The sequence below is a fragment of the Peribacillus sp. YIM B13481 genome, assembly GCF_042787985.1.
GTDB lineage: Bacteria > Bacillota > Bacilli > Bacillales > DSM-1321 > Peribacillus > Peribacillus simplex_A.
The window spans coordinates 32,882-45,537 of sequence record NZ_JBHZPE010000040.1 but is presented as its reverse complement, the minus strand read 5'-3'; the positions used below and the strand labels follow the sequence as shown (position 1 = coordinate 45,537).

The following is a 12,656-nucleotide window of genomic DNA, read 5'->3' as shown; positions in this document are numbered from 1 at the left end:
AGCAAGCATTCGCTGTGACAAGTTTATGTACTATAAGTGCTTAACCCTAATACTCGAGTCAAAATATATAATTGCGCGAATAAAAAAGTACGCGCATTGATACTAAGAAACATCCGTTCCTTAGTATATAAACCGACTGCAGTGAGCAGCCGGTTCGTTCTATATCAAGAATAGAGTATTGCGTTTCCCAACATTTGTCCAGTCTTTCCCAATAAATAAATGGGATTTTTTTAAAAAACGGAGGAAAATGGCACATATCATTATTTATGCTATGTTATTACAAAAAAGACTTTTGTTCAAGGATTGTTTGAATTTTTGTCACCATAAGGTCAAACGTTATATGGGATAAGGGGTAGTATTCCATCTAAATCAAGATGCAATACATCAAAGTTTCATGAACACCAATTACCACTTCTTTTCAGATGATTATAGATATGAATTGATAATCGGTGGGCAGACCATTCCCCCAAATACAAAAGAGCACAGCGTGCATAAGTGATAGTTTGCCATGATTTATTATGGTGAACGTTGCTTTTTTGTTTCCAAACAAGAGACATTATAATAATGAAGAAACGAATCGATGTAATATCCAATGAAGAATCAAATAAAAACCTATCACCTTTTACAGAAAGAGAAGTAATGAATAAAGCAGTACGTGCTTACTTATAGAGACACTATACGTGCGTCTTAAGCGTGCGGACGTACAGGATAGACTAATTGGCTTCGCCGGAGGTTTTAAAACGCCACAGCTGCAAGCAAATCGGTGTGAGCTACATGTGTAAAAATACGATTGCTTTTAACCTGGGGGGGTCATATAAAACAGGCAAACGTTTAATGAAAAAACTTGAAGACCTCGGCATGATCCGCAAAGTACCAAAGAAGAGAAACAGGATAAGATGCTGACAGCCAATGCCATCATTATTCAACCTTTGAAAGATGAAATGTTCCGCAAGCCCCCTGTTAAAGTGTCCAGCCATTAAACAACTACTTCTTTCTTAAAACAAAATATTCATGGCCCATGAAGTCCACATCAAAATGCGAACTTGTCCATCAGTTGTATGTTGTGCTGACAAAAAAGAGAGAAAATCGATTTTCTAACAGGTCTAATTATTTACCAACATTACTTTTATATTGAACCATTTTATTTACTTTCACATACATTATTTAAGTAATAAGCCCAAAGTCTTTCGGTTAATCAAGGGGGATTCTAATGAGAAAAAGTTTCAAGCAATACGGTCAAACTCTCCATCTCGTTGGAGGGAATTTAGTATATGTATCTAATATGATTTATCCTATTTATTCGAATGGAATCATTTCTGATTATAATCAATATTGTTTAGATATAAAAAATGCGATAAGTGTAAGTCAAAGTAGTTTACAATCTCTTGAGACCATTTCCCCTCCATATATCTTAGTAACGGAACATGAATTATTAATCAAAACATTCAATGATATATTAGATTGTCTAAATAGTTTAATATCCAGGGTAGAAAATGTTGTACCCACAGAATTAAAAGAAAATGATATTAAAGAGGAAATTTCCAAATTTTTAGTGATTCAGGACTCATTAACTGACATTACAATGTGTTTAATTGAAAAAATAAATTCACAACCAAGAGGGTGAGAAGCTTTGGACCAAAGACCTGAGGAAAATAATATATTGTATTCCTTACCTGTTCATGCTGGGGATAAGATTAGTTTTTTTGGTTCGATGATTGTAAACATAGGAAACATTCTCACTATTTTGGGAATTGCATTAGAGGCCCAAGAAGTTGCACAAATTGAAGAAGAAGTTGAAGAAGGAGAAACTGACAACTCAAAAAATACATCAAAATCAAAATCAGAAGCAGAATCTGAGTCTAATGCTGGATTTATATTAGCATTGGTCGGAGCTATAATCGTTACCATTGGAGATTTGGTTGCATCAGGAGGTGTTGCACTTGAAATTGAACAATCCACTTTATTAGAGAAACAAGCAGAAAAAGAAGCAAAGGAACAAAGTAGAAAAGTAAGAAAAATGGAAAAACAAATCAATTCATTGCAGCAGAATATGGAGTCTTTAATTTCAATTACCGAATCCCTAAAAAGAGAAGTGATTTTCTTACAAAACTACGTTTATCCCAATTTTCATCAACAGTAAATCTTGCCTGTATAATCATATTAAAGTCTATGTTGGAGGCAATAATATAACGACATTTCGCAAATTGAATAGGGAGGTTGTTTACACTAGGGGGCACTGCTTTTTTTCATATTGGTTCATTTATTGCAGCGGGAGTAGCCTTTCAATCTATAATAAACTTATAAACTGAGCAGATACCTTTTTTAATGAATAATTTCCCAATTACTATTCATTTATTCTCCTTTCAAAAAGAAATTTACCTTTCAATCCTTGAACACGAATTAAGAAAAGCTCCCCTCCGGTCTTGTACTATCCTCGAATAATGGACACGTAAAAAAAGTCCCCTTATTATTCAGGTTTTTTCTATATCCTTATAAGAAAGCCTTTATAAACAAAATCCTGAAGTAAGTAAATTTAATTAATGTAATGAAGATATTCGAAGGGACCCCTCGTCGATTAATCCACAATATAAGCATAAAAGTGATCAAGCAAAGAGTAGGAAATGTTTAGTTGAAAAATTAAATAGTGGAGGCAAAATTACCAAGAGAGAAATACATTGAAACTGGAGAAGGAAATAAAGGGTATTGGGCAAAGAGGAGCTTAAGTTGAAAATCAACAAAAAGAATTAACTTTATTTCTTGTATTGATCTTTTCTGGATTAAGGATTGGTGAGGCTGTTGGTTAAAGTGGGATGATATTGAATTTGAAAGTGCGATTCTTAATGTTAATAAGACATTATTTCAAAAAAACGACTTAAGAAATGAGTATATATCAGCTCTAAAACGTAAGATGCCTATTCCGCCACTAGTAATTAAACAATTGAAATCGTGGCATCATATTCAAAATCAATCAAGATGAAAAATGGAAATGTTTATAAGTATTTAATTTTATCTTTTCCGATAAAACCGGACAAACCTGACCCAGCTCGAAATTTCGGGTATCAACTAAATACTATTTAAAAAAGCAGGAAGTTCCCAAAATCACTCCACACGGCCTCAGACACACTCATACGGCCTTATTATTAGAAAACGAAGAAACAGTTCCTGGAATACAATTAAGGCTCGGAAACGCATCTATAAAGGCTACATTAGACGTATAAGCTCATATAAGTAAAGATAAATAAACAAATAAAATCAATTATGCAAGTTAATGATTTTGCAGCCCACATCCTTTACTTGGTGGGCAAAGGGTGGGCTGCTATTCAATTTTCAGGTAATATTTTTGTTAAAACGTTGTTACAGCAATGATGTTTCAAGTATGTCCCTTATTTTTGTCACCATAAGGTCAATCGCCACATGGTTTTGACCGCCTTCTGGAATGATGATATCGGCATAACGCTTCGTCGGTTCTATGAACTGATTATGCATCGGGCGAACGACACTGATGTATTGATCGATGACGGAATCTATGGAACGGCCGCGTTCTTTAATATCACGGGTCATCCGGCGGAGTATCCGCAAGTCTGCGTCAGTATCAACATAAAGCTTCATATCCATCAGATCCCGGAGGCGCTCATCCTCTAACACAAGAATCCCTTCAAGGATGATGACATCCTGGGGCTCAACTGTGATGACTTCTTCTGAACGTGTATGGATCGAATAATCATAAACTGGTTTTTCTATCGTTTCATAGCGCAGCAATGCGTTAATGTGATCGATTAACAAATCATTATCAAATGCCAGAGGGTGATCATAATTCGTTTTCAACCGTTCTTCAAAAGGCAAATGACTTTGATCTTTATAGTAATAATCTTGTTCGATCATCAAGATCGAATGTCCTTGAAAGAATTCAAAAATGGAACGGGTAACACTTGTTTTACCTGATCCTGACCCTCCGGTAACTCCGATGACCACTGGTTTTTTCCTTGTCATGTCAATTCTCCTTCCGCATCATATTGTTCACATATACTCGATTATCTACTTGAATGCGGACAATTTGAAGCGGATGGCGAGCTGCCTCCAGCTCCTTACCTGACTCATCCCAGATCGTACCGATTTTTTGAGTGAAGTTTTCGATTTCCGGTCCAAAAAACTCCACTTCATCTCCAGGCTTGAAGAAGTTACGTTGCTGCATGGTGGCGATTTGAGTTTCCTCGTTATATTCAAGCACCAATCCAGCGAAGTCGAAGCGAGTCTTTACGGTATGATTCCCGAACATTTGCTGTTTATACCCAGGAATTTCCCCTTCCATGAACGATGATGCCGTCTCACGGTTTGCACACTTATCAAGCTCCTCAAGCCATTCTTTTTTAATCTTGAAATTGTCCGGATCGGCACAATACGCATCAATCACTTTACGATAGACACTGACAACTGTAGCAATATAATGAATGGACTTCATTCTTCCTTCGACTTTCAAGCTATCAATGCCAATTTCAATCATGCCTGGCAAGGATTCAATAAGCTTCAGGTCTTTTGGACTCATTGCGAATGGAGCATCTTCTTTATCGAATAGAGCCTTTTCCCCATCTTGATCCAACTCATATAAATCGTAATCCCAACGGCATGACTGACAGCAGCCGCCACGGTTCGAATCACGCGCCGTCATATGGTTCGAAAGGGTGCAGCGTCCAGAATAGGCAATGCACATGGCCCCGTGAACGAAAGCCTCGATTTCGATATCGACCTTCTCCTTCATTTCACGGATTTCATCAGCACTCGTCTCACGTGCCAAAACAACCCGCTCCAGGCCTTCCTCTTTCCAGTACTGAACAGCCTTCCAGTTCGACAGCGATTGCTGTGTGCTTAAATGGATTTCGACGTTAGGAGCGACCCGTTTACAAGTTTCGATGATTAATGGATCGGCGACGATGATTCCATGAACACCAGCCTCCTGAAGACCTTCCAGGTATTCATCAAGACCATCGATATTTTCATTATGTGCGAAGATATTTGTTGTTACATATACTTTAGCACCATACTTTTTAGCGAATTCGACGCCTTCCTTCATTTCCTCAAACGTGAAGTTGCCTGCATTGGAACGAAGACCATATTCCTGCCCGCCAATAAATACGGCATCCGCGCCGTAATGGACGGCGATTTTTAATTTTTCCAGGTTGCCAGCCGGAGCCAGCAATTCCGGTTTTTTTACAATGACTCTCTTTCCATCAACGATCTTGGAAATTTTATCAGCAATAGCATTCAAGGCTATTCCTCCTCTTTCTCTTACCCTTTTCTTTAATAAACCGATTCTTTAAAGAAGAATCCTGTATCCAACTCACGACTATCCGGCTGAACCGCTTTGACCTTTTCAAATAGTTCCGATTTCATATCATCATAACGGTCAGGGTCTTCTGCACATAAGTCAATCGCTTCCCGATATAACTTTGTCATCTCGATGATATATTCCGGTGTTTGTAATAACCCTTCGATTTTCAAGGAATCAATTTCCGCTTCAATCAATTCCTGAAGTTCATCAATCATGCACATATCATTGGGACTCATGATATGTGTACCATTTTCATCTTCATAAATCGGGTATTTATTTTCACGTTCCTTATCATGCAAGAACATATTTCTATGTTCCTTCCGATTTTCCACTTCCAATGCCTTGCCTTGGTATTCAAAGTAATTCCCCAGAAGCGTACGCTTGGATTGGAACATACACGTCATGCCGTGCACTTGCACTTCAATCTCCACTTCGGCATTTTCCTTCATTTCCACTATCTCGTCCAGGCTTATTTCACGGGCAGCCACGGCACGGACAGCTCCGCGTTTTCCCCAATAATTACATGTGTACCAGTTCGTTACCGTCATCTCTGTATTCCAGTGCAGGGGCATATCAGGTGCCGCGGCACGGACAGCCATTAAGACTGCTGGATCACCGAATATGATCCGGTCAGCACCAGTCTGCTTAAGGAATGTGACATACTCTTCAAGCTCGTCCACTTTTTCATTATGGAAAATGGCGTTCATTGACACGTACACTTTCTTGCCTGCGGCATGTGCAAGCTCAATCGCCTTCTTGACATCCTCACGTTTGAACTCCCCTGTCAGCCTAAGGGCATAACGTTGTTCGCCAATGACGAAGGCGTCTGCTCCTGCATCGATGAGTTCTGCTATATGACTGACACTTGTTGGAGTCACGAGTAATTCAGGTTTTTTCATTTTTGTCACCTCTATGTTTACTTATGGCCACACCATCACCAATCGGCAAAATTACGGTATCGAAATGAGGATGGTCATGTAACCAGATGTTAAAGTCTCTGATTTTTTTGATGAGAGCTCGCTTTCGTCTCGTCATTTCCATTTCTTCAATATTTTCGGCAACCAATCCTTTAAATAAAACATTATCCGTAATGATAATGCCAGCATCTGCAAGCATTGGTTCAAATAGTTCAAAGAATCGCTTGTACTGCCCTTTAGCTGCATCAACGAAGATGATATCAAACGGACCATGTTCCATGACTTTCGGTCCCGCTTCAAGGGCATCACCTTCAATGAGGGTAATCCTTTTGGACAGTCCAGCCTTCTCGAAGTTAGTTCTTGCCTGCTCAATACGGGCTTCATTTCGTTCAAGTGTAACGATTTGAGCCTCCGGAAGGGTATCAGCCATCCTTATGGCCGAATAGCCAATGGCCGAACCTACCTCCAGAATCGCCTTAGGCTGATGAAGCCTTAAAATCTGAAGCAGCACCTCAATACCTTCCGGCTCCATGATCGGCACACTATTTTCAATTGCAAAGTCTTCCAACTCCTTAATCAAACCCGTACGCTCCGGAATTAAGGAATGAAGATATTGTTCTATTTTTCCGTTCAAAACGTTTCCTCCAATTATAAGAAAAACGAAAGCGCTTGGTCAGTACATGAAGAAATTGATCGGTCAAAAAAGATTTCATCTTCAAATGCCTACAATTTTTCACAAGGAGCTGAAACAAGTATGCTTGACGATCTACATTTCCTTATCTTTCAAAATAAAACCCGGCATTCGCCGAGTTACGTCACCGATAAAAATCGGATCTAAAATTCACTTGTACTATTCTATCATAAAAACAAGGGGAAAGTAATATCTCTCCCCCCTCAGTCGCTTTGCCATTTTTTTATTTATTTATTGGAAATATGCTCTGCTTTTTTGTTATTATGGTCATCCAAAGTTTTGGAGTAAAGGACTTCCCCTTCAGGTGTTGCCAAAAAGTATAGGAAATCCGTTTTCTGAGGTTTCAAAACCGCATCAATCGAGGTCTTTCCGGCATTGGCAATCGGTCCTGGCGGCAGCCCCTTGTTCTTATACGTATTATACGGGGACTTCACCTCAAGGTCTTTGTAGTACACCTTACTCTTATGTGAACCTTTTGCATACAGAACGGTCGGATCCGTTTGAAGCGGCATACCTTCCTTCATCCGATTATAAAAGACGGAAGCTATCTTTCCGCGATCAACTTTTGCCGTGGCTTCTTCTTCGACAAGCGAAGCGAAAGTCAGCATCTGGTGTACGGAATAATCGCTTTTGTCCATCTGGGGCTCGTATGCCTGCAATGTCTCTTCCGTTTTCTTCAGCATCTCGGTGACTATGGATTCCAATGTCGGCTTTTTCTCATAAAAGTCATATGTAGCTGGGAAAAGGTACCCTTCAAGTGGATATAAAACCTTTTTATTTTCAATTTCCGACGTCAAGAGCTCCGGAAATTTCTTTTCCATGGACTTAACGAATTTCTTATCATTCAATTCCTTAAAGACCTTTTTCGGATCTTCATCCGTCTTCACTGCAATGATATCGGCAATCTGGATAAGCTGCTTTCCTTCAGGAATCGTTATCTTCAATGCAGCCTCTTTCATGAGTTTCCCGGTTTTGATGCTTGTGACAATATCTTCAATTGGCATGGAAGGTGACAATTTATACTCACCTGCCTGAAAACCGGATTCATTCCGAAATTTAATATAATATTTGAATACGCGTGCGTCCTTGATTATTCCTTGCTCTTCAAGCAGTGTTGAAATTTCGTTCACGGAAGATCCGATTGGGATTTTCACTTTTTTGATGGTGTCATCATCAGGATCGACTGGTTTCATGGCTGAGTTGATATATAAAAAGCCCACAAGACCAACTATCCCAATTAATAAAATAAGCGAAGCTATCGTAATCATGATGATTTTACGTACCAGCTTGGCTTCTCCTTGCCGTTCTAACAATTTCATTCGGATATGTTCCTTTTTAGATAGATTTTTATCTTTTTCATCCATTTTCATTCCCCCTGCAAACTCACACCAACTACAGAATGGTTTCTAGGTGATGCTTTCTTTAATTAAACTTTGCTTCGAACATTATACTAAAATCAACAAATAATTACATGGTTTTTGCAAAACTACATTCATTTCTACTCTATTTATGGCAAAAATGCACTAGTTTTGTCAATATACAGATGTAATTCACCAGGAAAATAGTGACATCTTCTCTCTTTAGCTTAAAAAACGCCCCCAATTTTCCCCCCTGCATGTGTAAGGAATTTTCAGGAAATGACTGGAATACGCATGAAGGAATGCTATTATTAATTATAAGCTGAAGAAAGGTGTGAAGGAGTTGGATAATTCTTATTTTGTAGGGTGGGGGACATTGGCACTCATAAACGCCGGACTTGCTCAAGGTAAAAATAGAACGGCGTTGAATTGGTTCTTGCTATCATTATTTTTGGGTCCGCTCGCTACTTTTATTCTTTTATTAGTAGAGAAAAGATAAATTGCTGGTACATAAATGAAAAAAACCGACCTGATCGAGGTCGGTTTTTTCTAATCTTATTCTTCTTCAGCTTCTTCTTGGTCAAGGAATGTATTTAACATTTCTTCGACCAGATCCCATTCTTCTTCGGTTTCGATCGGTGTAAGTTCACCATCTTTATTATCTTCGCTTGGTACGAATGATGAAGCGTGGATTTCAATTTCTTCCTCTTCATCTTCTGCAGACATCGGATAATAAAGTACATAAGATTTGTTGAATTTATCTGAGTCGAATGTGAAAAGGATTTCGCAAAGCTGCTCGTTTCCGTTTTCATCTACTACTGTAATATTGTTTTCGCCGTGTTCCATTTGTATTCCACCTCATATTGAATTTGTTTGTCTGTCCAAGAAACCTTGCAGAATCATGACAGCTGCCATTTTATCAATGACTTTCTTGCGTTTGCTTCGGCTCACGTCCGCCTCAAGAAGGACACGTTCAGCCGCCATAGTTGTCAACCGTTCATCCCAGAGAAACACAGGCAGCTTGAATTTTTTTTCTAATCGTTTGGCGAAATCTTGACTGATCTCGCCTCGCGGTCCAACGGTTCCATTCATATTTTTAGGTAAACCTAGGACAATTTTAGAAATTTCATGCTCTTTTATTATTTCATTGAGACGTTTAAAGCCGAAGTCATTACCAGCTTCGTTAATTTTGATCGTTTCCAATCCTTGTGCAGTCCACCCCATCGCGTCACTCACGGCAACGCCGATGGTTTTTGAACCTAAATCAAGTCCCATTGTGCGCATTAGTATTCCTCTCGATGGTTCTTAAGATACGACTTAACCAATTCTTCGATGATTTCATCGCGTTCAAGCTTACGAATAATGTTTCGAGCATCCATATGGCGCGGGATATAGGCCGGGTCACCAGATAATAGATAACCGACAATCTGGTTGATCGGGTTATAACCTTTTTCCTGAAGTGCAACATACACTTGAGACAATACTTCTTGTACATCTCTTTCGAATGGTTCTTCGGGAAAATTAAATTTCATCGTTTTATCAAAGGAACTCATTAACATGCACCTCTCCTCAGCGTCCAGAATCCACTAATATCTACATTGTACAACACTTTCCATTGATTATGAAATCGATAAGACCCATTCTTCAACAAAATTAAGTGCTGCATCCAATTTTTCTGGGTCTTTTCCGCCGGCTTGGGCCATATCTGGACGTCCGCCACCGCCTCCGCCGCAACGGGAAGCAACTTCTTTGATCAATTTACCTGCATGGAAACCGCGATCGATATAATCCTTCGTAACTCCGGCAATCAAATTGACTTTATCACCTTGAGCCGATCCTAATACGATAATGACAGAATCGAGCTTTTGTTTCAAATCATCCGCCATGGCACGAAGATTATTCATGTCGGTAGCTTGAACCTTTGCCACCAATACTTGAACCCCATTTATGTCTTTTACGTTAGAAACAAGGCTTCCTGCTTCAATATTACTTAATTTTGCAGTCAGGCTTTCATTCTCACGATGAAGATCCTTCACTTCAGCCAAGACCGTTTCAATTCTTGACGGTACATCTTTCAAGTTCGTTTTCAATTTAGCAGCCGCGTCTTTCAAGACACCAATTTGATCAGTCATCAATTTGTATGCTCCTGCACCCGTTACTGCTTCTATCCGGCGAGTTCCCGCACCGATGCCGCTTTCTGAAACGATTTTGAACAAGCCTATTACCGCGGTATTCGGGACGTGAACGCCACCGCAAAGTTCAAGACTATAATCGCCTATTTGCACGACACGGACAATCTTGCCGTATTTTTCGCCGAACAGGGCCATTGCGCCCATCGCTTTGGCTTCTTCAATGTTTTTATAATCAGTGTTCACTTGAAGGCTTTGCCAAATCTTTTCATTTACAATCGTTTCGATCCGCTCAATCTCTTCCGCCGTTATCTGGCCAAAATGAGAGAAATCGAAGCGAAGGCGCTCAGCTTGTACGAGTGAACCTGCCTGATTGACATGTGTACCTAGGACATCTTTCAACGCCTGATGCAGAAGATGCGTCGCTGTATGATTTTTCGTGATATGGATGCGATTTTCATGATTTACCGAAGCAACGATATCGGAACCTGACATTAAAGTGCCGGCAGCCACAGTTACACGGTGCAGATTTTGGCCATTTGGAGCTTTTTGAACATCATGGACATCCAACTTAACGGATTCATTAGCCATCGTTCCTTTATCAGCTATTTGACCCCCGCTTTCCGCGTAGAAAGGAGTCCTGTTCAGTATTACCTGAACTTCCTCACCTTCTTGTGCGTCCGTTACAAGCTCGCCATTTTTAATGATGGCAGAAACTTTGGCTTCGATCGCAACTTGATCATAGCCGACAAACTCACTTTCAACTTTAATATCTCCTAATACCCCGCCTTGGATTTGCATGGAATCAACATCTTGACGCGCTGAACGGGCACGTTCGCGCTGTGCATCCATTTCTTTTTCAAATCCAGCTTGATCGACCGTCATGCCTTCTTCTTCTGCATATTCCTCCGTTAACTCGATCGGGAAACCATATGTGTCATATAAACGGAATGCATCACTGCCCGGAATGGTCGTACCGCCTTTTTCCTTTTCCTTTTTTATGACTTCAGAAAGGATGGACAGTCCATCATTTAGAGTTTCATGGAAGCGTTCCTCTTCATTCTTGATAACTTTTGCAATGAACTCTTTATTCTTGAGGACTTCAGGGTAGAAGTCTTTCATGATTTCGCCAACGACCGTCACAAGCTCGAACATGAATGGACGATTGATGTTGATTTGCTTAGCATAACGAACCGCTCTTCGAAGCAAACGGCGTAATACATAACCGCGCCCTTCGTTGGATGGAAGAGCCCCGTCACCTACCGCAAAGGCTACCGTACGAATATGGTCGGCAATGACTTTGAATGCAACATCTTTTTCTGCATCGACACCATATTTCACATCGGAGATTTCTTCGACTGCCCGGATGATTGGCATGAATAAATCCGTATCATAGTTCGTCGCCACATCTTGAACGACGGAAGCCATACGTTCAAGTCCCATGCCCGTATCGATATTTTTCTTTGGAAGAGGTGTATAAGAGCCGTCAGGATTATGGTTGAATTGAGAAAACACAAGATTCCAGACTTCTAGATGACGTTCATTTTCCCCGCCTGGATATAGTTCCGGGTCATTCGGATCATCGCCGTATGCTGGTCCGCGGTCATAGAAAATCTCTGTATTCGGGCCACTTGGACCCTCACCGATATCCCAGAAGTTTTCTTCCAGACGAATGATTCTTTCAGCAGGAACACCGATTTTTTTATTCCAGAGTTCGAATGCTTCATCATCTTCTGGATGGATTGTCACAGCCAATTTCTCTTTGTCGAACCCAATCCATTTTTCATCCGTCAAAAACTCCCATGCCCATGTGATGGCTTCTTCTTTGAAGTATTCACCAATGGAAAAGTTACCGAGCATTTCGAAAAACGTATGATGACGTGCAGTTTTCCCTACGTTTTCAATATCGTTTGTACGGATTGCCTTCTGTGCATTTGTAATCCTTGGATTTTCAGGAATCACCCGTCCATCAAAATATTTCTTTAAAGTAGCGACACCTGAATTTATCCAAAGCAGTGATGGATCTTCATGAGGAACCAATGACGCACTTGGTTCGATGTTATGGCCTTTTTCACTAAAAAAATCTAAATACATTTGGCGGATTTGAGCACCAGTTAAATACTTCATATATATATCCTCCTTTTAAAATTATGTAATTTTGAGCACACAAAAAACTCCCATCCCAAAAACAGGGACGAGAGTTGACTCGCGGTACCACCCTGATTATGGACGCAG

General features: G+C 40.0%; 12 protein-coding genes. 3 read left to right on the top strand and 9 right to left on the bottom strand.

Annotated elements, in window-relative coordinates:
- Positions 1 to 1,210: 1,210 nt before the first annotated feature.
- Both ACFX4X_RS19300 and ACFX4X_RS19295 read left to right on the top strand, forming a co-directional pair.
- Positions 1,211 to 1,624: a hypothetical protein gene (locus ACFX4X_RS19300; RefSeq protein ID WP_125162200.1), complete on the top strand. Its 414-nt coding sequence runs from the start codon at positions 1,211 to 1,213 to the stop codon at positions 1,622 to 1,624.
- A gap of 6 nt (positions 1,625 to 1,630) precedes the next feature.
- On the top strand, positions 1,631 to 2,140 hold the full coding sequence (locus ACFX4X_RS19295; RefSeq protein WP_377385442.1) for a hypothetical protein: 510 nt from the start codon (positions 1,631 to 1,633) through the stop codon (positions 2,138 to 2,140).
- 1,214 nt (positions 2,141 to 3,354) lie between these two features.
- On the opposite strand, the gene udk is transcribed toward ACFX4X_RS19295, so the two are convergent.
- From udk to mltG, 5 genes are all read right to left on the bottom strand, one after another.
- Positions 3,355 to 3,990 (bottom strand): uridine kinase, encoded by a 636-nt coding sequence (udk, locus tag ACFX4X_RS19290; RefSeq protein WP_061464150.1) that lies wholly within the window; start codon positions 3,988 to 3,990, stop codon positions 3,355 to 3,357.
- Position 3,991: 1 nt separating this feature from the next.
- A complete protein-coding gene (locus ACFX4X_RS19285; protein ID WP_061464151.1) occupies positions 3,992 to 5,263 on the bottom strand; it encodes a peptidase U32 family protein in 1,272 nt (423 codons plus the stop codon).
- 32 nt (positions 5,264 to 5,295) lie between these two features.
- The gene (locus ACFX4X_RS19280) at positions 5,296 to 6,225 is read right to left on the bottom strand and encodes a peptidase U32 family protein (RefSeq protein ID WP_377385438.1); all 930 of its coding nucleotides are present in this window, start codon (positions 6,223 to 6,225) and stop codon (positions 5,296 to 5,298) included.
- On the bottom strand, positions 6,212 to 6,877 hold the full coding sequence (locus ACFX4X_RS19275) for an O-methyltransferase (RefSeq protein WP_377385435.1): 666 nt from the start codon (positions 6,875 to 6,877) through the stop codon (positions 6,212 to 6,214). The genes ACFX4X_RS19280 and ACFX4X_RS19275 overlap by 14 nt, the downstream gene beginning before the upstream one ends.
- Positions 6,878 to 7,161: 284 nt before the next feature.
- Positions 7,162 to 8,298, bottom strand: coding sequence for an endolytic transglycosylase MltG (mltG, locus tag ACFX4X_RS19270; RefSeq protein ID WP_377385432.1), 1,137 nt, complete (start codon positions 8,296 to 8,298; stop codon positions 7,162 to 7,164).
- A 337-nt stretch (positions 8,299 to 8,635) separates the two neighbouring features.
- Between mltG and ACFX4X_RS19265 the strand changes: the two genes are divergently transcribed.
- Positions 8,636 to 8,791 (top strand): hypothetical protein, encoded by a 156-nt coding sequence (locus ACFX4X_RS19265; RefSeq protein ID WP_284470178.1) that lies wholly within the window; start codon positions 8,636 to 8,638, stop codon positions 8,789 to 8,791.
- Positions 8,792 to 8,847: 56 nt separating this feature from the next.
- On the opposite strand, the gene ACFX4X_RS19260 is transcribed toward ACFX4X_RS19265, so the two are convergent.
- From ACFX4X_RS19260 to alaS, 4 genes are all read right to left on the bottom strand, one after another.
- Positions 8,848 to 9,138, bottom strand: coding sequence for a DUF1292 domain-containing protein (locus tag ACFX4X_RS19260; protein ID WP_034308630.1), 291 nt, complete (start codon positions 9,136 to 9,138; stop codon positions 8,848 to 8,850).
- Positions 9,139 to 9,150: 12 nt separating this feature from the next.
- The gene (gene ruvX / locus ACFX4X_RS19255) at positions 9,151 to 9,576 is read right to left on the bottom strand and encodes a Holliday junction resolvase RuvX (protein WP_061464156.1); all 426 of its coding nucleotides are present in this window, start codon (positions 9,574 to 9,576) and stop codon (positions 9,151 to 9,153) included.
- Entirely contained in the window at positions 9,576 to 9,845 is a 270-nt protein-coding gene (locus ACFX4X_RS19250; RefSeq protein ID WP_034311358.1) for an IreB family regulatory phosphoprotein, read from the bottom strand. Before ACFX4X_RS19250 ends, ruvX begins: the two co-directional genes overlap by 1 nt.
- A 66-nt stretch (positions 9,846 to 9,911) precedes the next feature.
- A complete protein-coding gene (gene alaS / locus ACFX4X_RS19245) occupies positions 9,912 to 12,548 on the bottom strand; it encodes an alanine--tRNA ligase (RefSeq protein WP_377385428.1) in 2,637 nt (878 codons plus the stop codon).
- Positions 12,549 to 12,656 lie beyond the last annotated feature (108 nt).